This window comes from Acidobacteriaceae bacterium (genome assembly GCA_035944135.1).
Taxonomy (GTDB): domain Bacteria; phylum Acidobacteriota; class Terriglobia; order Terriglobales; family Acidobacteriaceae; genus Granulicella.
The window spans coordinates 1,359,799-1,382,729 of sequence record DASZBM010000002.1 but is presented as its reverse complement, the minus strand read 5'-3'; the positions used below and the strand labels follow the sequence as shown (position 1 = coordinate 1,382,729).

Sequence of the window (22,931 nt, the reverse complement as noted above, 5' to 3'; positions counted from 1 at the left end):
ATGCTTTTGGGCCGTACTGTATTCTGTTTTGGACGGGATAGCCAAACCGCTGACTGATGGGATTTTTTCTAAGCATCCTTTACTTTCTGACGTACTACCTCACGCCAGAGGTTATGTTTGGCAACCAGGTGGCTCAATTCCGCGTGGAGTTGATTCTCGCGATCATTTTGATCGTCGTATCGCTCCCCGCTCTGCTGCGCAGTAATGTTTTCAAGACAGCACAGAGCCCGGCGCTAATAGGGTTGGCGTTCGCAACCTTCATGTCGGTTCTGGTGGGTGCCCACTGGGCAGGTGGCGGACTGACTGCCATTCTGTTGTTCATCCCAAACGCAATCGCCTACTTCCTTGTGTATATCCATTGCAGGTCGAAGGGGAAGTTGCAGGTCCTTGTGCTGCTCATGCTGTTTGTCTGCTTCTTCGTGATCGGCGCAGGAATGCGCGAACAGCGCCAGGGTATGCCACAGGGACAAGCGGCTGAGAATGTAGACATGCCCGATAGCTACTTTATCGGCATGAGTAATTCCAAAGGCGAGTGGTTCTACAGGCTGCGAGGCAAGGGGCAGATCGCCGATCCGAATGACTTTGCACAGATTATCGTGTGCACTCTTCCGCTTACATTCTTCTTCTGGAAACGCAAGAGAGCAGTGCGAAACTTCTTCTTCGTGCTGGTGCCTGTGGGCGTGCTGATTTGGGGGATGTATCTCACGCACTCACGTGGGGCCATTCTTGGAGTGCTTGCCATCATTCTCGTGGCAGCTCGAAGGAAGATAGGCACTGTTCCGGCGATTCTACTGGCGGGCCTTCTCTTCGTCGCCGCCTCGACCACGAACTTTGCCGGAGGACGGGATATCTCCACCAGTGCAGGAGAGGATCGCACGGCGCTTTGGGGCGATGGCCTGCAGTTGCTCAAGACTCATCCTGTGTTCGGTGTCGGATTCGGTCAGATGCCCGAGTACTTTGGCCACACCGCTCACAACACCATTGTTGTCTGCGCCGCGGAGCTTGGATTCTGCGGGCTCTTCTTCTGGTCGCTGTTTCTGTTGCCGAGCTTGAGGGATGCTACAAGCGTTGCGTTCCGAAAGAATGCAATTGAACGGGAACCAGTGGTTTCGTCGGATACCTCTTTCCCTTTGGCTCCGGCTAGCCTGAATGTTCCGGACGAGGCGGAAATTACAAAGTTCGCCCGGCTGCTGGTGCTTTCGTTCACGGGATTTCTTGTTACAGGGTGGTTCCTCTCGCGGGCGTATATTCTGACGCTCTTTCTTCTGGCGGGCTTTACGGAAGCGATCTATGAGATGGCGCGCCAGCGGGGCATGGTGCCGGACAGGCTGCCATTCGGCCGCGTCTTCAAGTACTCCGGAATGATGGCGGTAGGGCTGGTTGTGATGATGTACGTCGTGTTGCGTATCGTTAACCTGACGCACTGAAAGGTTCAAGTGAAGAGCGCAGCGGCCGGCGGTCTCAAGGCATGAAGATCGTCCACGTAGTTGACAGCATGGAGGTGGGCGGCGCCGAGACGCTGGTTGCACAGATGTGTCGTCTGCAACGCGAGGAGGGACACGATCCGCAAGTGTATGCGATCGCAAAGCTCGGCGCGTTAGGCGAACGCATGCTGGCGGAGGGTTTCCGTGTAGAGGCAGAGGTAGGCCGGAAGCTGGTCGATTCTACGGTAGGGTTTCTGCGGCTCTTTAGAGCGTTCAGGCCGGATGTTGTTCATCTGCACAACCCTACGCCGACAATCTATGCTGCTCCGGCCGCAAGGCTCGCGGGAGCGGTTAGCGTGATTTCCACGCGGCACAGTCTTGTAGCGCCGCCTCGCGACCGCATTATGGAGCGTAAGTACGCTTTCGCGGCACGATTCTGCGACTGGATTGTGGGCATTTGCGATGCGACGGTAAACAACATTAAGGATGCTGGGAGCGCGCCTGCAAGCAAGATTGTGCGGGTCTATAACGGCACGGTTCCTGTGCAGCGCGCGCCTGAGGAACGTTGGCCGATAAAGAGTGGCTTCACGCTGCTGTTTGTGGGACGTTTGGAGCAGGTGAAGAATCTGCCGTTTCTTCTCGAAGCAGTACGCAATGCGGTTCATCAAAACGCAGGTGTTCAGTTGTGGGTCGTGGGGGACGGAACGCAACGGGCTTCGCTGGAGCAGCTTTCGAAGGAGCTTGGACTTGAATCGAACGTGACGTTCTGGGGGCAACAGCTTGAGGTCGCGCGTTTTTTCTCTGCTGCGGATGCCTTTGTGATGTCGTCTGTCTCGGAAGGGCTGCCGATGTCCTTATTGCAGGCGTTCTCGATTGGATTGCCGGCGATTGTCACGGATGTCGGCGGAATGGCGGAGGTCGTGCGGTTTGCAGATGGCGGGGCAGTCGTCCCCGTGACGGACGGCCAGGCGATGACGGCGGCCATCCTGGATTTTGCGGCGAATCAGGAGCGGCGCAAGCAGTTTTCTGCGAACGCGGCGGCGGCATACGAGTCGCACTTCACGCTGCCTGGCATGGTGGACGCGTATGTCGAGCTTTATCGAAAAACGCGCGGAGCACGGCGGAAGGCTGGCGGCTAAGGTCTGCTACTCGGCTTTTGCAACTCGGACCGGTGCATCATAGACGGTTCTCGTAAGCAGCCTTCCTGGATTGCCGACGCAGATGTGGCCCGGCGGAACGTCTTTGGTGACGACCGCAGCGGCCCCGATCACCGCACCCTCCCCGATGGTCACGCCTGGCAGAACGATGGCTCCTCGTCCTAGCCACGCCTTGTTGCCGATCCGTACGGGACGAACGTCTTCGGGAGCGACCTGCACGCCGGCGGCCCGCTTGTCGGGGTCCAATGGGTGGCCGGAGTAGTCGGACACGGAACATTCGGAGGCAATCAGGACATCGTCGCCGATCTCGATCAGCCGAGCAACGGCGAAGATGCATTTGGAACCGATGAATGTTCGGTTGCCGATTTTCAGCTCGGGACTATCGAAGATCCGCCCTCCGGCTACGTTCAGCGCGCCGGAGAGGTAGACATCATCTCCGATGTAGACCTTTACTGCGCCAGTGATGCTCGGGATGCGCTCCATCTGTAGGCGCTTGCCGACCGAGGCGCACATGGCCCGCAGAACCGGATAGCGAAAGAATGCGACGCTGAGCCGCTCGCCGATTTCATACCTCGTCTGGCGCCAGTACTGGATGAATTTGAAGATGGGATCAAGAGCTCTTGGGACAGGAATTTGAAGGGTTAGAAGAGCCTTCGCGATTGCTTTGAGCCTGGCATAAAAGGGAGTTTCAGCTCGTTTGATCTTCAGGATCAGATTGTTCATCGGCGTTATGATCTGCTCTTGTTCGGCTCGGCTACTCCGAGCTTGATTGTTAACACTCTGCAATCACAGCGCATCGGACTGCTCCTCGGGGGTAGAGGGTGATCGGCAGCTACGTCATGCCCGGAGAGGCGACATCGGTTGATCTTCCCGTCGTCCAGATCTTCCACAGAGGCCCACGTGTGAAGAGGAACTTGTACAGCCCAACCACTGCTGCTGCATTCAGAACAAGCAGCGCGTTGGCCGGACCGGCTATTCGGCTTACGAGCGGAATCTTATAGCGGCCGCCGACGATTGCAAGCAGACAACCGACCACCTGCACCACCGTCAATACGGCAAAAAACGTGGAAGTCCTGGCAAGCACAGCAGAGGAGATGAGCAGCAACACCATCAGGTACGGCACAAGCAGGCGCATCAGCTTGTGCGAGAAGAACTGAAAAAGGATCCGATTCTGGCCTGACAGGATCCACGGAGCAAGTGCGACAAGCTGGAAGTTGCCTGCTAGGGTCCTCACCTTGCGGCGGAATTCACCTTCGATTTTTGGGGGCCATTTATCGACAACAAGCGCCTTCGGGTCGACGACGCTCCGATAACCCTGGCGAACTACGGCGAGCGGCTGAAACATATCATCCAGGATGATTCCAGGCGGTTGCCGGGTCGCGAGCGCTCGGCGCACAGAGTAGAAGCATCCTGGAACCCCAACGACTGAATCGATGCCGGCTTCGCGGTTTCTGAGCCACTGCTCATAGAGCCAGTATGCACGGCCGACCGAGGCTGATCCGTCGGCCTCGTCATTGCGCGCGAGCACGTACTCTCCCGCGACGCATCCGATCTGCGGATCTGCAAAGTTGCTTACTAATTGTTGCAGGGCGCCGGGAGCGATCTCCGGCCGGAGATCGACGAACACGATCAGCTCTCCCGTAGCCTGTGCGATGCCCGCATTGACGGCTGTTGCTTTGCCTCCATGCTCGGGGAGGATGATCGCGCGAAGCCTGGGGAGCTTCTGCGCAGAGAGAAAATCTGCCGTCCCGTCCGTAGAGCCATCGGAGACGACGATGAGCTCTTGCAGATTCGGGTAGTCCAGGCTCAGGAGCTGCTGGACTCTGTACTCGAGCAGCGACATACCATTTCGGACGGCGAGGACGATGCTAACGCTGGGGTGAATCGGGGCCGGAGTCCAGGGGCGGGCACGAACGCGCGCGAGCACCCACAGGATCAGCGGATAACCGATGTACGTATAGAGGATTCCAGTGAGCGAGAGCCAGAATACGAGCTTCACGTTATGCGTCTCCGTCCGGCGTACCCGGCGGACAGATGTGACTCAGACGCGATGGGCAGAGGAGTGATGTTGTTGACCTGATTGCGGGAAACCGAGCGTCCGCAGCCGATTGAAGCGATATGCGCATCAAAACCTGAATGTGTCGAACTCACGTGCCATATGCGAAGGGCAACGCTGTGCGCTTGAAGATCATGATCGGGTTCGGTGCACAGCCTTGTCAATCACAGCTTTACGGCACGTTAGTACGCACGATAGTAAGGGGTTTCCTTGATTCGCCGATGCTATGATGAGGTGGATCAATGGCGAAGAAGATGGCCGGGTTTGTTCCCTGGAGGGCTCAGCGTTGAGGCGGAATTGCGGACGTTTGTGGGGTACAAGGGCGGCCTGAAGGCTCCGAAGCAATGAAGTGACCCCCGAATTGTGGTTTCGCCCCTGAGATCAGGATTCCTCGCCACGCCAGACCGGCAAGCAGAGACATGTCGAACACAAAGATTATCGCGAAAAACACCGGCTGGTACGGGCTCGAGAACATCATCAGTGCGCTGGTCACACTGTTCACGTCTGTTGCGATTGCCCGGACCCTCGGGCCGTCGAAGATGGGCTACCTGATCTATGTGGCAGTTATCGCGTCGTTTGTGGCCAGCCTGGGCAGCCTCGGAATCCCGGCGACGACACAGAAATACATGGCGGAGTTCCTGGGGATGTCCGACCAGGGGACAGCGCGCTACATCTACTTCAAGACACTTTGGCTCCAGGTGGGCCTCTCGGTGCTGGCAACGACCGGCATAACGATCTGGGTGCTGGGAGATGCGAGCAACGGATACAAGCTTGCATCGGTGCTGATAGTACTCAGCATCCTGCCCTCAATGATCAATTCGATTCCTGCGCAGGCCAACGTCGCAACGGAAGAGTTGCAGTACAACCTGCCGGCTTCGGTCATCTCCATCCTGGTGTTCTTCGTGGCGATTCTCGCTACGGCGATCTTTAACTGGGGTGTCATCGGTTACGGCGCGTCGGTGCTTCTAACGCGGCTCGTTGACTGCCTGGTTCGGTTCATCCCGACGACGGCACGCATCGCCCGGTGGCCAAAGGCGCACGTTGAGCCGTATGGCCTTCCTCAGCGAATGATGACGTTTGCGTGGCAGAGTATCGCGACGATGATCTTGGCGATGGTGGTCTGGGACCGCTCCGAGTTTATCCTGCTCAAGCACCTCTGCTCTGACATACGCCAGATCGCTTTCTACTCGGTGGCGTTCAGTATGGCGGAGCGGCTGCTGATTACCTCGGCTGTGTTCGGATCTGCGGCAGGGGCAACCATCTTCGCGCAGTACGGCCGAGACAAGTCTCGACTGCCGGCGATTACGGCGGCGAGTTTCCGCTACCTTGCTCTTTCTTCGATCCCGGTGCATTTCATCGCCGTGTCACTGGCGTTTCCGGTGTTACTCGTTTTCTATGGTAAGCAGTACGCGGGCGCAGCGATGGTTGTTACGCTGGCTCCGTTGCTGTGTATGCCCAAGGCGTTCATTGGACCAGTGCAGAATCTTTTGCAAAGCTGTGAGCGCCAGAAGTACGTGATCTGGGCGACCGTGCTCGCGGGCATCGTCGACCTCAGCGTCGCATGGCTGTTGATCAGGCGAGGACACGGTGCGGTCGGCGCCTGCCTGGGAAGCGGTGCTGCCCAGGTGACGGCGGTGGGGACCATGTGGGTGATCGCCATTCGTATGTACCACATCAAGATGCCATGGTGGCAGACCGCTAAGATTACGTTGATCAGCGTGATCGCCTCGGCTGTAGCCCACTTCGCGAGCGTGCCGTTTGCGCCGCTGTGGGGAGTCATCATCGGAGGCACGGCTGCGCTCGCAACGCTGCTCGTGCTCTTCTATCTGCTTCGAGTTCTTGAGCCCGAGGACCACGCGCGGCTTGTCGTTCTTGCAGGCATGCTACCCGCGCGTCTTGCGGCGCCGGTGCACAAGATCATCGCCGTTCTGATGCGAGCGGAACTGGCAAACCCAACTCCGAGCAATGTTTAAGCGCATTCGAGATCGTAAAGCCGTTGCGACATCCACGTTTCGGTGGGTGGCGATCCTTGTAGCGGCGGGGCGAGGCGGGTCGGCGTGAAGATCAGTGTCGTCATTCCGGCCTATAACGCCGCTCATTTTCTTCCGCGCTGTCTCGAGTCGGTCTTCGCTCAGACGCTTTCTCCGGCTGAGGTGATCGTCGTCGATGACGGATCGAAGGACGATACGGCCGCCACAGCGACGAAGCTTGGAGCTACTGTTGTTAGCCGGCCTAATGGCGGACTCTCTGCAGCGCGAAATACCGGCGTTCAACACGCGACAGGAGAGTGGATTGGCCTTCTCGATGCGGACGACCGCTGGTCACCGGACAAGCTGCGTGCGCAGGCGGATTGTGTCCAAGCCGGAACGGTGCTGGTTTACACGGGTATCCAGATATTCAGTGATGACGGCGTTCGGCAGTCATGCCCCGCAGTGGATCCGGTCAAGGCAGTCAAGATGCTGCGCTACGCCAACCCGATCACGCCCTCTTCAGTATTGGCGAGGCGCGACGCGCTGCTTCAGACCGGCGGATTTCGCGAAGATGTTCGCGCATGCGAAGACTGGGATATGTGGGTTCGTTTGAGCCGTCTCGGCAGCTTTTCGGCGGTCACGGAGCCGCTGACGGGCTATTACGTTTATCCGTCGAGCATGAGCACCGACCCGCAGCGAATGCTCACTGCGATGGAACAGATTCTGCCTTCGACGCTGGTTTCGGACCTCAGTGGATTTGAACGGTGGGCGTGGACCCGACGAATTCGGGCTGTCCAACTTTACAGCGCTGCTGTCATCGCGCGGGAGAACGGCCGCGATGGCGAGATGTCGTACATGCTGCGCTCGCTGGCGGCATGGCCCTCTCCGCTCTGGGAGCCACACCGGTTTATCGGAGCAGCCGTAAGTGCTCGAAATCAACTGCGAAAGCCGCATGACTCGCGGCATGCCACCAGCTAAAACCTCTGCTTGGATAGATTGAACAGGAGAAAGAAATGAGAGTACTGCACGTTGTCGGGGCACGACCGAACTTCATGAAGGCAGCGCCGGTCTATCGGGCGGGGGCGAGGGCCGGATTCGAACAGGTTCTGGTTCATACAGGACAGCACTATGACGCGCAGATGTCCGATGTCTTCTTTCAAACGCTGGAGATCCCCGCGCCCGACGAGAGCCTCAACGTTGGTTCCGGATCGCATGCACAGCAGACGGCGGCGATCATGTCCAAGTTTGAGCCGGTCGTGCTCGCACGGAAGCCGGACGTCGTTCTGGTATACGGCGATGTGAACTCGACGGTCGCAGCGGCACTGGTGTGTGCAAAGCTCGGAATCCGCGTCGCTCATGTGGAAGCGGGACTGCGCTCGTTTGACCGCGAGATGCCTGAGGAGATCAACCGCCTCGTGACAGACCAGCTCTCGGACCTGCTCTTTACGCCATCGCCCGACGGCAACGAGAACCTGAAGCGCGAGGGCGTTCCCGACGACAAGGTCTTTCTCGTTGGCAATGTGATGATCGATACGCTGGTGCAATTTCTGCCAAAGGCGGAAGCTCTTTTCGGTGAATTGAAGCAGAAACTGTCACTCGACCGGTTCGGATTGATCACATTGCATCGGCCGTCGAACGTAGACGATGAGGCCGTTTTCCTGCCGATGGTGAAGGCGCTGGACGAACTCAGCCGCGATCTTCCTTTGATCTTCCCGGTGCATCCGAGGACCCGCGATCGCTGGTCGGAGCAGCTGAAACAGTGCAATCCGAACCTGCGCACCGTGGAGCCGCTTGGGTATCTCGAGTTTCTGGCGCTGCAGAAGCACGCTTCGGTGGTGGTTACGGACTCGGGTGGGATTCAGGAGGAGACTACGTATCTCGGGACCCCGTGCCTGACTTTGCGCGAGAACACGGAACGGCCAATCACGATCACCTCAGGGACCAATGTGCTGATCGGGCGGGACTGGAAGTTGCTGCGTGAGGAGTTTGCGAAGGCGCTGAACGGTCATCGCAAACAGGCTGGGCAAATTCCGCTATGGGATGGTCACGCTTCGGACCGAATTGCCGAGATTCTTTCCCGGCACGGTAATCCGCGGGCGTAGGCGAAGCGAACGGCGCGGATCGGACTGATTGAGGTATGCCAGTTCGATTCGCAGTGACGATTTTGTAGTAGAACCGCACGCCTGGATGCATGTTTACGTGGAAGATTTCTACGGCCCGATTGATTTTGACAACGCCCATCGGCTCCCGGATACTGAAGCTTCAGCCAAGGCCACCCGCATGTGTAAAGGGATGAAATTACATCACCTATGAAGCTCCCCCGGCATGCTGAAATCTGGTTTTTACCCTATCTCAGGGACCGAATCCGGCGACGTTCGCTCAAACTGAACCCGAAGCGAGTCTGGCTGGCCATTACCGACCACTATGAGCCCTGGGGTATGGGAGCATCTGTCGAGACGGCGCTTGCACGCGTCGGGCGCTGGCGTGACCGCTGGCCTCGAATTGCGAACGATGCGCCCGCCGATGCGAGCGGCCGGCCCGCACAGTACAGCTTCTTCTATCCGCAGGAGGAGTACCGGCGCGATCTGCTCGACGGTATTGCAGAGATTGTCAGGCTCGGCGTGGGCGATGTCGAAGTGCATCTCCATCACGACCACGAGACTCCCGAGGCGTTCACCGAAAAGATCCGCGAATATTGCGGGCGACTTACTCAGGACCATGGACTTTTGCGGCAGCAGGACGGCCGCACGATGTTCGGGTTCATCCACGGAAACTGGGCGCTCGATAACTCGCGGCCGGATGGGAAATGGTGCGGCCTGAACGGTGAGATTGGACTGCTGAGCGAACTCGGTTGTTATGCCGATTTCACGATGCCATCCATCCCGTCACCCACTCAATCACAGATCGTCAATCAGATTTACTGGTGCAGCAACAATCCCGACAATCGTCCCCGATCCTTCGATCATGGCATTGAAGCTGTGCAAGGCGAAGGCAGGCAGGGCGATCTGCTGATGATCACGGGTCCGGTCGCGCTTCGATTCGGGGAAAGGCTCGTGCCGCGCGTTGAAGGCGGAGAAATCGCCGGGTACGATATGCCGACTCGGGAGCGGGTGCGACAGTGGTTCGAGGTGGCACCCGTAATTGGCGATGATCTGTTCATCAAGCTTTATTCGCACGGAGCGGTTGAACGGAATCTGGATCCTCTTCTGAATCACGGGCTCTCCGATCTTTATAGATGGATTGCGGAAGAGGCGCAGCGCCGTGGAATGCAGTTTTACTGGGCGACCGCGTGGCAGATGTACTCTGCGATTGACGCGATCGTCAACGGGCGCGAGCCTGTTTCAAGTCTCACTCCCGGTTTTTCCGAGGCCCATTGATGGAACCACTTAACGTTCTTCTGGTCAGCTATGTCTTTCCTCCAGTTGGTGGCACAGGTGTCATGCGGGCCGCCAGCCTGGCGCGTTATCTGCCGGCTGAGGGTATTCGGCTGGACGTGCTGACTACCCGCAACCCGGCTGCGGTCGGGACCGATGCATCGCTGCTCAAAGACATTCCGTCGTCCGTCACAGTTCATCGCACGCTCACGCTCGATTTGCCCTTCGGAATGAAGAAGGCGATCAAGCGTTTCCTGATGGGTGCAAAGTCGTCGAAAAAGCCTGCAACCGGCCAGCAGGTTGCGCCCAAGGAGAACAAGAAGCCGGGCCTGCTGAAACGCGTGTTCGACAACGTGCTTCTGCCGGACCCGCAGGTCACGTGGTTTCCGGTGCTCTCGCGCGCGGCTCCGCGCATCATTCGCGAGCGCAAGATTGACGTCGTGGTCATCACGGTGCCCACCTTTTCGAATCTTCTATTGATAAAGAAGCTGCGCAAGCAATTTCCGAAGTTAGCTATCGTCGCCGACTTCCGCGATGAGTGGATCACTACTTCGTTCGAGCTGGTCAGTTTTTCGTTCAGCGACAGTCCGCGGGCACAGCAGGTCGCGCGCAGAATCGAGGCCGAGACTGTAGCGAACGCCACCGCGATCGTCACGGTGACGGACGCAGCCCGGCAGAAGATTCATTCACGATATCCGCAGGAGCCCGATTCAAAGTTTCACCTCGTTCCCAACGGCTTCGACGCAACCAAGATGACGCGCGCAGGAACTGTTGCCCCTCGCAACGACGGTAAAATCCTGCTGACGCACGTCGGCTCCATCTATCCGTCGACCGCGCCCAGTTCGCTCGTGGATGCTATTCAGCAGCTTCCGGCTGATGTGAAGGCGCGCCTCAAGCTTCGCTTCATCGGCCACATCGAGGAGCCCAGGTTCAAGGAGGCGCTGCTTGGGCTGGGCGACATGGTCGAGCTCTATGGGTATCTTCCGCAGCGGGAGGCGCTGGCCGCGATGAATGAGACGGATTATGTTCTGCTGCTGAACCATGATCCATTAAATGTAGGGAACAAGTTCTACGATTACGTTGGCGGCGGCAAACCGATTCTCGGCGCGGTTCATCCGCAGGGCGAGACGCGACACCTGCTGGAGCAGATGCGCGCCGGATGGTGGGCCGGCATCGACGACGTCGAGGGCATCCGCGATCTGCTGCTCGATGCGGTGAATCGCGGGGACAAGCTGCTCGAGGAATTCCATCCTGACACCGAACGGATCGCTCAGTATGAGCGCGCGGTACTTGCGCGTCGGTACGCGCACCTGTTGCATGCGATCACAGGGCGGCGGAAGGGAACTGAGCCGGCGGAGACGAGCTCCGCGCTCGTTCGGGATTTACAGGAATGCTGAGGATCGCGGTCGTCAGCCGCTACTTTCCAAGCTCCGGCGAGCCGTGGCAAGGGCGGTCGGCCTATCAGACGATTCGCGCGCTCAGTTTGCAGGCGGAGGTCCATGTCTTTTACCCGAACTCCGCCTATCCGTCATTCCTCCGCCCGCGCACTCGACTCTACAACGGCCTCGACAAGAACTACTCTCCCGCCGGCGTTAGCGTGAGTTATCACGATTACCCAGCGATCCCACTGCTTTCGCGGCCCTTCAATGGGGCGATGGCTGCCAGTGCGTTGCTGCCGCACGTGCGCGCCTTTCAGCCGGACCTGATCTTCAGCATCTTTCTTTATCCCGACTCCTATGCGGCGTTGCAGATCGCGAAGAAGCTACACGTCCCGCTTGTCGCGATGGGTATCGGTTCGGACATTCACAGCATCGCGGATCGCATCTCCGCCAAATACACGCGTACGGTTCTGCGCGAAGCGGACTTTCTTGTGACCGTCAGCGAGGACCTGCGGGAGAAGGCGCTCGCGATGGGCGCATCGCCAGAGCGGTCCCGCGCCATCGTGAACGGCTGCGATCTGTCTGTCTTCCACGTGCGTGATCGAGCTGAGGCTCGCCGGCAGCTCGAACTCGATGCGGAATCGCGCATCGTGCTGTACATCGGCCGCATGGATGTGCGGAAGGGGCTTCGCGAGCTCGTTGAAGCCTCGGCGAAGCTGCGCATGGATCGACCGGATCTGCAGGTGTACATGGTTGGCGAAGGTCCCGACAGGCCGCAGATCACGCAGGCGATCGAGGGCGCCGGTGCTGCCAACTACATCCACGCGCTGCCGCCGTGCCGCCCCGACGATGTGGCGCTGTGGATGGCTGCTGCCGACCTCGTAACGTTGCCAAGCTATATGGAGGGCTGCCCGAACGTTGTGCTCGAGGCCTTGGCGTGCGGCCGACCGGTGGTGGCGACGCGCGTTGGGGGCATCCCGGAGATCATGAGTGATGCTTGCGGACGCCTTATTCCGCCACGCGACACCAGTGCGCTGGCAGAGGCGCTCGACGCTGTGGTGGCGACCTCATGGGATGCAAACTCCATCTCCGCCCACTGGAGCCGGAGTTGGAGCACCGTCGCGGGTGAACTCATGGATGTCTTCGAAAGTGTCTCAGGTGCTTCGCGGGGAGCGCGCGCGTGAATTCAGCTTCGGGCGCCGCCGCAACTCGTCGACCGAACCATCGTATCGGCAGATGGGTGTGCCGAGTGCTGGCTGCAATCGGCCTTCTGACGGTGCTGGTGCTGGCGACACCCATCGACAGGTGGTGGGCCCATGCCTATGCCGGCTCAATGGACCAGCCGAAGGGTGATGTCCTTATTCTTCTGAGCGCAGCGAACGAGGACCACGGTTTCATTTCGTACTCATCGTATTGGCGCGCGCGATACGCTCTGCTCGCGTGGGAAAACGGCGGCTACAGGACCATAGTCATCAGCGGAGAGGCCAGCCCATCCATTCGCGATTTCCTTGTGGCGGAGGGGATCCCGACCGGTGCGATTCTTCTCGACCCGCAGTCGACCACCACACGGGAGAATGCGATCGACACTGCCCATCTTCTACAAGGGGTTCCGGGAACTCGGGTGCTGCTCACGAGTGACTTTCACATGTATCGGGCGGAGCGGCTATTTCGACGCGAAGGAGTGGACGTTATTCCTTATCCAGCGCCGGATGTGATGAAACTAAGCGAACATTGGAATGGCCGCATCTCGGGCTTCCAGACGATGACGATTGAGACTGCCAAGATCGTGTACTACCGGCTCCGAGGCTGGATGTAATTGCGAATGCGGCGTGCCGAAGCAAGCGATTTTGCAACAATCACGGAATAAACTGCGGCGCAGCGCGATTACGCGCGTGCGCCGCCTGGGCCTGATGCTAGCAGCGGAAGATCTTCTCCGACTGGATACCCTTCGTTGCGTTGCGCGAATCGACCACCAGCTGCGACTGGCGGACGATGTCCTTGTAGTCGTAATCGGAGTGGTCGGTCATGATGAGCACGCAGTCATAATCGCCGAGCTTTTCCAGCGGCGTGCATTCCATGTTGAGGTTGTAATGCCGTCCACGACCCACTTTGGGGAAGTAAGGATCGTTGTAGAGCACCTCGGCACCCTGCTCGCGCAGCAATTCAATAACGGTCAGCGAGGGTGACTCACGCAGGTCGTCGATATCCTTCTTGTACGCCATGCCGAGCATCAGGATCGTTGATCCGTTCAGCGGCTTGCGGTGGTGGTTCAGCGCCTTGGCCACGTTCTCAACGACGAACTCCGGCATCCTCTCGTTCACTTCGCCCGCGAGCTCAATGAAGCGCGTGTTGAAGTCGTACTCCTTGGCTTTCCAGCTCAGGTAGAACGGATCAATAGGAATGCAGTGACCGCCGAGCCCCGGCCCAGGATAGAAAGGATGAAATCCGAACGGCTTCGTCGAGGCCGCGTCGATAACCTCCCAGATGTCCACGCCCATGCGCATCGCGAGCACCTTCAGCTCGTTCACGAGCGCGATGTTCACGCAGCGGTAGATGTTTTCGAGCAGCTTGCTCATCTCGGCAACACGAGTGGACGAGACGCGGACCGCACGCGTGAAGATTCCCTCGTACAGCGTTGCAGCGAGCTCCGTCGCGGTCGGCTCGTGTCCGCCGACAACCTTCGGAATATCGCGGCGCGCTACCTGCGTGTTGCCCGGATCCTCGCGCTCCGGCGAGAACGCCACATAGAACACGCGATCGCTATCTTTGCTCTCCGCGGTCTTCACCTTCAGGCCCTGCGTGTTTTCCTTCTCGAGGATCGGTATCAACAGCTCTTCCGTCGTGCCGGGATAGGTGGTGCTCTCGAGCACGACGAGCTGGCCTTCGCGCAGCCACGGCGCTACCGCTCGCGCGGTGTTCTCGATAAAGCTAAGGTCTGGCTCACGGTGTCCGGTCAGGGGCGTTGGCACGCACATGATGATCGCGTCCTGCGTCGCCAGCTTGGAAAAATCATTGGTGGCGCGGAAGCCCTGCTCCTTCGCGCTCTGGATCTCCTCCGCGGGAATGCGGAAGATGTACGAGCGGCCGGCGTCCAGATCCTTGACCTTTCTCTCATCGATGTCGAATCCCGTTACGGCGAAGCCGGCTTCGGCGAACAGAAGCGACAGCGGCAGACCGACATACCCCAATCCGATCACCCCGACATTCGCGGTGCGTTTCTTCAGGCCCTCGAGGCGTTGTTCAACCGCCTCAGCAAAAGATGCTTCTTTGGTAAGCGACATAGTTCTCCAATTATTTCATCTCGCACAGGACTAGCGTCTAAACTACTCGTGGAATACCGCCATACCTGTGTGAGAGGTGAGATTCACCCGAAAGCATCATTGGCAGTATGGCGTGTCTAAAAGAGCATCGAGAGACGGCATCTAGTCGCCGGCGCTGACCAGCCGTTCTCATCAGCAAAAGCGACTTTGGAAGAGCTCGCAGAGTAGAGGTAGCAATGGCACGTTTTCTCATCACCGGCATCGCCGGGTTTATCGGGTCCACGCTGGCGCACAAGCTGGTTGAGGAAGGCCACGAGGTCTCCGGGATCGACAATCTCTCAACAGGCAATCTGGAGAACCTGGAAGACATCCGGTCGGCCATCAAGTTCGATGAGATAGATCTTCGCGACGCCGACGGCCTGCGTACTGCGTGCAAGGGTGTCGAGTATGTGCTGCACCAGGGCGCCGTCGCCTCCGTTCCGCGCTCTGTAAAGGACCCTCTGGGCTCCCACGAGTCCAACATCAATGGCACGCTGAATCTGCTGCTGGCCGCACGCGACGCCGGTGTCCGCCGCATTGTCTACGCGGCCTCCTCCTCCGCCTATGGCGATCAACCCACACAGCCAAAGCACGAGGAGATGCTGCCCAGTCCGCTCTCGCCCTACGCTGTGCAGAAGCTCACCTGTGAGTACTACATCCAGTCCTTCTTCCAGTCCTACGGGCTCGAGGGTGTTTGCCTGCGCTACTTCAACATCTTCGGCCCGCGACAGGCGGCAGACTCACCCTACTCGGGCGTCATAGCACAGTTCATCTACAAGATGATGGACGGCGTCACGCCAACGATCTTCGGCGACGGCCTGACCAGCCGCGACTTCACGTTTGTCGACAATGCGGTCAACGCCAACCTGCTTGCCTGCAAGGCGCCTAGCCAGGTCGCCACCGGCCGCGTGTTCAACGTGGGAACGGGGAAGAGCCGCACGCTGAATGAGGTCTACGATGGAATCGCTTCGGCGCTGGGGTTCCAACAGCCGCCCGAGTACGGCCCGGAGCGCGTCGGCGATGTGAAGCACTCGCTTGCGAGCATCGAACGCGCCCGGACCGAGCTCGGCTACGAACCCAAGGCTGACTTTCAGCAGGGTCTGGAGAAGACCGTGGCGTGGTATCTCTCAGAGCAGCGGAAGGGCCAGGCCGTCAGCGCGTGAGGTTTGAAGTGGTCAGTGAGTGAACAAGGCGCGTGCGTTGGCTAACGACTAACCACGAATTACTCTTCGCTCCTAAGCATGGTCATCCAGCATCGAGAGACTCTTCGTCTTCGGTCGCAGCCCAAGCACCTCGAATCCCATTAGCTTTTTCTTGGGCACATAGATCAGCCAGTTATTGCCGAGCGTGTCCGCCGGAGCCATCAGGAAGCCTGAGCCGACAACGAAGTCATGCGTGTTGTTGATGAGTCCTTCGATCGTCTCGCCGTCATCGAAGCGCACGCGCACCCAAAGGCACTGAGTCGCGGGCAGATGATCATGGAAGCGGAGATCGCGCCGCTGATCCTCGCCCGTGAAGTCGTGGACGAAGAAAACAGCTTTCACCTTTTCCAACGGAACATCTTCGATCGTGCCCGAATCCAGCCGCGTGAGCTGGATGCTGCCCCGACGCAGGTCTTCACCAGTGAGCGCGCCATTCGCGGTCGTCCACTGCGCCTTTTCGGCATAACCCTTGATTGCACCGTCGTTCCCCTGAACGACGACCCGGTAATACGAATCTGGATCGTGCATGCTTTCGAAGTCTTTCAGGCCCGTTTCGGTGCAAGTTCATACTGCTTAATTTTGTATAGCAAAGCCTTGTAACTGATCTGCAACTCGCTCGCCGCAGCCTTCCGGTTCCATCCCTTGTTTTCCAGCATCTGCGCGATCGCAGTTGCCTCGGCTTCGCCCTTCAGACTGCGCACAATCTGCTTCAGGCCCCCGCCATCCGATGAGTCGCTCAATCCATTGCTCTCGCTTCGGAACGGAGTGTACGGATTCATCTCCACAAGAATCGGTCGCTCATCGCCCAGGATGAAGTAGCGATTCACCACGTTTTCCATCTCGCGCAGGTTGCCGGGCCACGAATACCTCTGGAATGCGTCGAGCAGCTGATTGGACAACGGCAGCGGCGTGCGTCCGTACTTCTTAGCCACCTTGCGCATGAAGTAATTCGCCAGCAGCGGAATCTCATCGCGTCGCTCGCACAGCGGCGGAATCGAAAGAGAGAATCCGTTCAGGCGGTAGTAGAGATCCTCGCGAAACGCCTTTCGTGCGATCGCTTCCTTCATATTGATATTGGTCGCGGCAATGACGCGAACGTCTACGCGCATGGGCGACCGGCTGCCCAGCCGCGAAAAGGTCCCGTCCTGCAATACCTGCAGCAGCTTCGCCTGCAGAATTGCGGGCATCTCGCCGATCTCATCCAGGAAGATCGTGCCTCCGGTGCATACCTCAAACTTGCCGGGCTTCGTCTTAACGGCGCCCGTAAACGCGCCCTGCTCGTAGCCGAAGAGCTCGCTCTCGAGCAGATCTGCCGGCATCGCCGCACAGTTCACCTTCAGGAACATCCGGTGGGCACGGTTCGACATCTTGTGTGTGTACAGCGCCAGTATCTCTTTGCCTGTTCCACTCTCGCCAAGAATCAGCACCGGGATATCACTCTTGGCCACCAGGGTCGCCTGCGCCTGCAACTCGCACATCCGTTTGCTCGAACGCACAAACGAGTGTGTCTCATCCAGCGGAATCTCCTGCGGCTCTGCAGTAATCGCTTTTTGCGCCTGCGCCAGGTGCTCCTCGATAGCGCTCTCCAGGTTGCCATCCAGGAACGGCTTCAGGACGATGCCCCGAGCCCCAATCCGCGTCACCACCTCAAAATCCTTGACCTCCGCCGTGCACGACAGCATCACGATCGGCACGTCCGGGAGGCTCGCGCGAATGTGAGACAGCACGGTCAGCGATTTGTCCATGCTCTCCCACTCGAGCAGGATCAGATCCGGGGCCTCATTTCTGTTCAGGCAGTCGAGAAACGCCTGCTCCTCGGAAAAGACCTTCAGGTTGTAACGATCCTCCAGCGTGCGCCGCAGATAGTGCAGCACCGCAACGTTCGCGTCCAGCGCGTACAGCCGGGGGAGGGCCGGCACGGCCGTCCGGGAAGGTGATTCCGGGATAGCGAGAGATGAAGGCATTCCAAGCAACTCCGGCGGGCTAAGCCGCAATTCACGATAGCCTGCCCCGAATGCGGACAGATAAATCCAAACCGCGAGGCCACAGTAATTTAGAAGACTTACGGAGGCCCCGGGACGGCTCAAGTGTAGCCGGAGTTCATCCGAAAGGGAAGAACTTTGCACTTTTGTAGGCAAAAAAAGTCACACCCCCGACATATCCTGTCCCTCACGGTGTACAAAAAATTAACCCGAAAAATTAGCGGAAGAGTCGATTTCAAGGCAACTCCTTAAATCTCCACCGGTGATTCAGGAATTGGCACGGAACGTGCTACAGCAACTGTAGTGATTTAGAGACTGGACCGACCATGGATTTCGCAGAGTTCTACGATTTGCCGCCGCTGGAGCTCGCCTTTGGGCGAACCGCAGCCATGCGGGCTATTCGGCAGAAGCTGGAAAGCGTCGCAGATACGGGCGTACCGGTTCTTCTGCAGGGTGAGAGCGGCACGGGAAAAGAGGTGTGCGCGCGCTTCCTGCACATCTTCTCCGGCCGGTCCAAGGGATCGCTCGTAAAGGTCAGCTGTCCGGCGATCCCCGAAAGCCTGATGGAGACCGAGCTCTTCGGCTACGAAAAGGGCGCTTTTACCGGAGCACATTCGACCAAACGCGGGCGCGTTGAGGAGGCCCACAACGGCACCCTCTTCCTGGATGAGGTCGGCAGTCTGGATCTGTCCGCTCAGTCCAAGCTGCTGCAGGTCCTCCAGGACGGCAGTTTCGTAAGGGTCGGCGGCCACACCACCCGCACCATCGAGACCCGCCTTGTTTCCTGCGCCAATCGCGATCTGCGCGGGCAAGTCGAAGAAGGCACCTTTCGCCTCGATCTCCTCTATCGCATTAATGCGGTCACCATCAATCTTCCTCCGCTGCGCCACCGCCGCGAAGACATCGAGCCGCTCGTCGAATACTTCACAGAACAAAACGCCAAGACCTTCCGGCTCACGCCCAAAGCCATCTCGCGCTCCACGATTCAACTTATGGAGCGTTACAACTGGCCAGGTAACATTCGCCAGCTTGCGAACCTGGTCCGCAGCCATGTACTTATCGGTGACGAGGAACTCCTCGCGGCCGAACTGCTCCCGCAGGCGTTTTCCAGCGACAGCATTGTCGCGGACATCGATCTCAGCCAGCCGCTCTCGCTCAAACGCATCACCAAAAAGGCGACGCTGGATCTCGAGCGCCAGATCATTCTCAAGGTTCTTCGGACGAACAACTGGAACCGGCAGAAGACCGCCAAATGGCTCCAGATGAGCTATCGTTCGCTGCTTTACAAACTGAATGAAGTGGATGCGGGCAATCTGCCAAACCCATCTCATTCTCCGATCCACGACGAAGTACCGCCACGGCCCGAATCAGGCAGCAATCTCGGCCCGGGGCGGCGTTTGTAACAGGGTTTCACGGTACTCTGGATTAAACCTCCAGTGACTTAAGAAACCCGCTGCTGGGAAAGAATTGTGTCACCTTACATGCAATAGAGTGCATCCAAGGTGGTGCAGTTGAAAGGGCTTCAATGAAACCTATCGTCCGTCTACCGCTGGTTCTGATCGTTACAGCGGCGGCTATTAGCCTCGGAGTGGTAGGCGTCCATGCATCCACCGAGTGCGTGCGGTTTATTCAGAAGAAGGTGCGCCACCATCGGGTGAGCGCCGCCACCGCAGCGCGCTGGGTAGCATGGGATAAGGCTCATCCGAACTGGCATCCGAAGACGCCCAAGGAAACTTTGGCTCAGCTTGACTTCGCGTGCGCAGTTCCCCTGATTGAACAGCCCGTGGACGGGCAGCTTCCGCCGCTCACCCTGACGAACTTCGGCTTCGCGATGGATATGCTGCCGCCGCCTGAGATTCCACCGGTCACGGTTGCAATGAACACGCCGCCGTCAGAGCTGCTCCCCTTACAGCCGATGCCCGACGTCGTGAGTCCGCCGATCTACTCGCCGGAGTATCCAAGCCCCTTCGGCGCCTTCCCGACGCCGCCCACGCACGTGGTCGTACCGCCGGGACTCACGCCGGAGCCTTCGAGCTGGATGCTGCTCGCGACCTCGCTGCTTGCGCTCGCTGCCCTCGCGTTCCGCCGCCCGCGGCTTGCCAAGGCGCTCGCCCGCCGCTAAGCCTTTACTTTCAGGAACGCCGGCGGGAGTCCGTCGGCGCTGATTCCAGCGATACAATCCCCCTTGATGTTGTAAGTCATCCAGGCACGCCCGTTCGCGAGCTGTACCACGCGTGAGCCGCCTACGGTGCCCCTGTTGTCCAGCATCTGCGCATCGCCTGCCGCACTGAACCGCACTACCTTTCGCGAATCCAGGCACGGCACGCCGCTCGCGTCCACCAGCAGCGCCTCGACCGTGACATGGTTGCCGTTTCGCGCAAGCTCCTTCAACTCAAACTGCGCCGGAGCTCCCCACTGCCGCGTCTCGTACTCGAATGAAATTTCATCCGTAACTGTCTTGCCGGCACGCCTGGCCACCGCTCGCAACGAAGCCTTGCCTGCTGGGAAAGCCGTCGTCCAACGCAACCCGGCGGAAGGGAAGTCCTGTGGGTTGCGCGGCTTCACTCCCAGCGACTTCTCGCCCGACTGGCTGCTAAGAACGAGCTCTACCTCCTCGCAATTCGAGTACACCTTCACCATCTTCAGCTCGCCGTCTTTGCCCCATCGCACCGGCCACGTATGCCCGTAGATGTGGACCATCGGTTCCTCAGCCCAATAGGACTGAAAGACGAAGTACGATTCCTTCTTCGTCAGGTCGCGCTGCACAACGCCCTTCTGATTGATCCTCGGCACGGGATTTTCTGCGCGTAGCGGCGTGGTGAAGTCTTTGAAGATCCACTGCGCTGCGCCCGTCAGCCAATCCTGCGACTCCTGCACCTTCAAGTGCCAATCGAAGAGATTGCACGCGTAGGTCTCGCTCCAATCGCCGTCGGCCGAGACACGCGGAATCCCTCCGGTCGGCAGGTAATCCAGCCCGCGCTCATCTGCTCCCGTGCCGGTCTTGATCTCCGCGTTCACCTTGTCCGGCGTCTCGCTGTGCCGGCGGGCGTGGCTGTCCGCGCCCCACTCCATGTGGATGAACCGCGGCACCAGTGCCGCCTGCTTTTTCAGCTCCGACTCGTACTCCGTGTACAGCCCGCGATACCATCCAGCCCAGATCGACGGCGAGTACACATCGGGAATGTCCTTCGCGAAATCGCAGCGGCGGAAGCTCGTCAGCCGCGTCGGATCCTGATTGTGTGCCATATCGCGCAGCTCGGTCATGAACCCGCGAATCGCATCCTTGTCCACGGATGGATACTCGGTCGGCCAATCATCCTCATTGCCCAGACTCCAGAGAATGATGCTCGGATGATTCCGATGCTGATCGATCATTGTCGTCAGCTTGTCCTTCGCCATCTGCTGCCATGCCGCATCGCCGATCCCGCCGCGACACCACGGCAACTCCTCCCACACCAGCAGCCCAAGCTCATCGCACAGGTCCAGCACCAGGCGCGACTGCTGATAGTGCGCGAGCCGGATGAAGTTCGCGCCCATCTCCTTAATCATCTGGAACTCTTTGCGCGTTACGTCATCGGGAATCGCAGCGGCATATCCGGCATGGTCCTCATGACGGTGCGTTCCGCGCAGCAGCAACCGCTCACCGTTCAGCTTGAAGGGTCCATGCTCTACAAATTCAAAGTGCCGCACGCCAAACCGCTCGGTCACCGCGCTGCTTGCGCCGTTGCCGGTCAGCGTCAGTGTGCACGTATATAGATGAGGGTTCGATGGTGACCACAGCATCACGTCGGTAAGATCGACGACAACCACATCGAGACGGCTTTCTCCGTTCGCCAGATCACCCGCTTCGAGCCCGCGTGTGGATTCATGCACGATTTTTCCAGACGGGTCTGTTATCGTGACTGCTGCGCTCCCGGCCCATGAACGGCTCCCGGGCGTGTACACTCTCGTCGATATCTTGGCCTTGGGCTCCTTCGTGTCTGCGCCCTCTACCGTCACATGCAGCGATTCAATCGACAGCTGCGGCACATACAACATTTCCACATGCCGATACAGTCCGCCATATAGCGAAAAGTCCGAGAAGTCGCTCGGAATCGTATCCATCCGCCGCGAGTTGTCGCACAGTACGGCGACCGGGACGCCGCGCTTATCCGCTCGCACCTTCGCCAGCGCATCCGTCAGATCCACTACGAACTCGTCATATCCGCCCTTGTGCTCGATCAGGTTCTCTTCGCCGACCCAGACTGTCGTCATCTGGCCCGCGCCCCAGAAGTGCAGCAGCGTCCGGCCATTCGCATAGGGGTTCTTCGGTTGAATCCATGTGCGATACCAACCCTGGCCACGGTAGTAGGGAACCTCCGGATCGCAACCGTCGATCGCGTTGAAGCAGTGCGGCATCGCCACCTTCTCAAACACTGCGAGCTCCTGGTTGTGCCAAACCTCCCATGGGCCGCCGAGCGGTCCTTTGAAGAACTCCCATCCATCAGTCAGTCGCACCGGCGCCATCGGTTTATCCGCGCCCACCGGTGTGCTGATCGCCCGCGCCAACGCTGGTGAAACCTGCATAGCAGTCGCACCTCCAGCAATCTTCGCCCCTGCCGCGAGCACCTGTCGCCGCGTGAGCTTCGGAGTTAATTCGAACACCGCCCTATATCCTCCAAAGCTGAAAGCATACAGAACCCTTTCCACACCCGGGAGGAAAACTCCGCTTACCGACTTGCTCGTACCACGACAGGCCACTCCCGACTCCCACACAATCTGCGACCAGGTATATACTCAAACTACGACAGCAATGGTCGTATTTCTGTCGGGAGAGGTAGATCCATGGCCCTCAGCGATCTCCGAGTTGGACAATCCGCAATCCTCGAAGCGCTGGAGCTCCCGGACAAGGTCAGCGACCACCTCGCCCACCTTGGTTTCCTTCCCGGAGCCAATGTCGAAGTCCTCCGCCGCGCTCCCGCCGGCGATCCTACGGTCTACCGGATAGATGGCGTTGAGGTTGCTCTCCGCAAGGAAACCGCCCGTCACATTACCGTGGAACTCGATGCTCCCGGAGCCCGGGCAGCCCTCACCGGGAAGAATTAGCCC

General features: G+C 59.0%; 19 protein-coding genes. 13 read left to right on the top strand and 6 right to left on the bottom strand.

What is annotated here, in order from left to right; all coding sequences use genetic code 11:
* Window positions 1-56 precede the first annotated feature (56 nt).
* Together VGU25_08450 and VGU25_08445 are read left to right on the top strand one after the other, a co-directional pair.
* Window positions 57-1,427 (top strand): O-antigen ligase family protein, encoded by a 1,371-nt coding sequence (locus VGU25_08450; GenBank protein HEV2577227.1) that lies wholly within the window; start codon window positions 57-59, stop codon window positions 1,425-1,427.
* A 41-nt stretch (window positions 1,428-1,468) separates the two neighbouring features.
* Window positions 1,469-2,563 carry a glycosyltransferase gene (locus tag VGU25_08445; GenBank protein HEV2577226.1) on the top strand — a complete coding sequence of 365 codons (1,095 nt, stop codon included), beginning with the start codon at window positions 1,469-1,471 and terminating at the stop codon, window positions 2,561-2,563.
* Between the two features lie 6 nt (window positions 2,564-2,569).
* Here VGU25_08445 and VGU25_08440 read toward each other — a convergent pair whose 3' ends face one another.
* Window positions 2,570-3,304, bottom strand: coding sequence for an acyltransferase (locus tag VGU25_08440; GenBank protein ID HEV2577225.1), 735 nt, complete (start codon window positions 3,302-3,304; stop codon window positions 2,570-2,572).
* Window positions 3,305-3,413: 109 nt separating this feature from the next.
* Window positions 3,414-4,580, bottom strand: a complete 1,167-nt coding sequence (locus VGU25_08435; protein ID HEV2577224.1) for a glycosyltransferase family 2 protein — start codon at window positions 4,578-4,580, stop codon at window positions 3,414-3,416.
* A gap of 476 nt (window positions 4,581-5,056) precedes the next feature.
* Between VGU25_08435 and VGU25_08430 the strand changes: the two genes are divergently transcribed.
* From VGU25_08430 to VGU25_08400, 7 genes are all read left to right on the top strand, one after another.
* The gene (locus tag VGU25_08430; GenBank protein HEV2577223.1) at window positions 5,057-6,610 is read left to right on the top strand and encodes an oligosaccharide flippase family protein; all 1,554 of its coding nucleotides are present in this window, start codon (window positions 5,057-5,059) and stop codon (window positions 6,608-6,610) included.
* 84 nt (window positions 6,611-6,694) lie between these two features.
* Window positions 6,695-7,585 (top strand): glycosyltransferase, encoded by an 891-nt coding sequence (locus tag VGU25_08425; GenBank protein HEV2577222.1) that lies wholly within the window; start codon window positions 6,695-6,697, stop codon window positions 7,583-7,585.
* A 35-nt stretch (window positions 7,586-7,620) separates the two neighbouring features.
* Window positions 7,621-8,709, top strand: a complete 1,089-nt coding sequence (gene wecB, locus VGU25_08420; GenBank protein ID HEV2577221.1) for a UDP-N-acetylglucosamine 2-epimerase (non-hydrolyzing) — start codon at window positions 7,621-7,623, stop codon at window positions 8,707-8,709.
* A 336-nt stretch (window positions 8,710-9,045) separates the two neighbouring features.
* Window positions 9,046-9,984 carry a hypothetical protein gene (locus VGU25_08415; protein ID HEV2577220.1) on the top strand — a complete coding sequence of 313 codons (939 nt, stop codon included), beginning with the start codon at window positions 9,046-9,048 and terminating at the stop codon, window positions 9,982-9,984.
* Window positions 9,984-11,378 carry a glycosyltransferase gene (locus tag VGU25_08410; GenBank protein ID HEV2577219.1) on the top strand — a complete coding sequence of 465 codons (1,395 nt, stop codon included), beginning with the start codon at window positions 9,984-9,986 and terminating at the stop codon, window positions 11,376-11,378. The genes VGU25_08415 and VGU25_08410 overlap by 1 nt, the downstream gene beginning before the upstream one ends.
* Window positions 11,372-12,544, top strand: coding sequence for a glycosyltransferase (locus tag VGU25_08405; GenBank protein HEV2577218.1), 1,173 nt, complete (start codon window positions 11,372-11,374; stop codon window positions 12,542-12,544). Before VGU25_08410 ends, VGU25_08405 begins: the two co-directional genes overlap by 7 nt.
* A gap of 65 nt (window positions 12,545-12,609) precedes the next feature.
* Complete coding sequence (locus VGU25_08400; GenBank protein ID HEV2577217.1) at window positions 12,610-13,176, top strand: YdcF family protein; 567 nt, start codon at window positions 12,610-12,612, stop codon at window positions 13,174-13,176.
* A gap of 97 nt (window positions 13,177-13,273) precedes the next feature.
* Here the strand turns inward: VGU25_08400 and VGU25_08395 are convergent, their stop codons facing one another.
* Window positions 13,274-14,641: a nucleotide sugar dehydrogenase gene (locus tag VGU25_08395; GenBank protein HEV2577216.1), complete on the bottom strand. Its 1,368-nt coding sequence runs from the start codon at window positions 14,639-14,641 to the stop codon at window positions 13,274-13,276.
* Between the two features lie 215 nt (window positions 14,642-14,856).
* Here VGU25_08395 and VGU25_08390 point away from each other — a divergent pair, with 215 nt between their 5' ends.
* Window positions 14,857-15,822, top strand: coding sequence for an SDR family oxidoreductase (locus tag VGU25_08390; GenBank protein ID HEV2577215.1), 966 nt, complete (start codon window positions 14,857-14,859; stop codon window positions 15,820-15,822).
* Window positions 15,823-15,894: 72 nt separating this feature from the next.
* Here the strand turns inward: VGU25_08390 and VGU25_08385 are convergent, their stop codons facing one another.
* Window positions 15,895-16,389: a hypothetical protein gene (locus tag VGU25_08385; GenBank protein ID HEV2577214.1), complete on the bottom strand. Its 495-nt coding sequence runs from the start codon at window positions 16,387-16,389 to the stop codon at window positions 15,895-15,897.
* A gap of 14 nt (window positions 16,390-16,403) precedes the next feature.
* Window positions 16,404-17,825 carry a sigma-54 dependent transcriptional regulator gene (locus VGU25_08380; protein HEV2577213.1) on the bottom strand — a complete coding sequence of 474 codons (1,422 nt, stop codon included), beginning with the start codon at window positions 17,823-17,825 and terminating at the stop codon, window positions 16,404-16,406.
* Window positions 17,826-18,169: 344 nt separating this feature from the next.
* On the opposite strand from VGU25_08380, the gene VGU25_08375 reads away from it, so the two are divergent.
* A complete protein-coding gene (locus VGU25_08375) occupies window positions 18,170-19,246 on the top strand; it encodes a sigma-54 dependent transcriptional regulator (protein HEV2577212.1) in 1,077 nt (358 codons plus the stop codon).
* Window positions 19,247-19,368: 122 nt separating this feature from the next.
* Window positions 19,369-19,965, top strand: coding sequence for a hypothetical protein (locus VGU25_08370; GenBank protein ID HEV2577211.1), 597 nt, complete (start codon window positions 19,369-19,371; stop codon window positions 19,963-19,965).
* Here VGU25_08370 and VGU25_08365 read toward each other — a convergent pair.
* Window positions 19,962-22,487 carry a glycoside hydrolase family 2 TIM barrel-domain containing protein gene (locus tag VGU25_08365; GenBank protein HEV2577210.1) on the bottom strand — a complete coding sequence of 842 codons (2,526 nt, stop codon included), beginning with the start codon at window positions 22,485-22,487 and terminating at the stop codon, window positions 19,962-19,964. The two genes, VGU25_08370 and VGU25_08365, sit on opposite strands and share 4 nt — an antisense overlap.
* Window positions 22,488-22,667: 180 nt before the next feature.
* Here VGU25_08365 and VGU25_08360 point away from each other — a divergent pair, with 180 nt between their 5' ends.
* A complete protein-coding gene (locus tag VGU25_08360) occupies window positions 22,668-22,928 on the top strand; it encodes a FeoA family protein (GenBank protein ID HEV2577209.1) in 261 nt (86 codons plus the stop codon).
* Window positions 22,929-22,931: the final 3 nt, after the last annotated feature.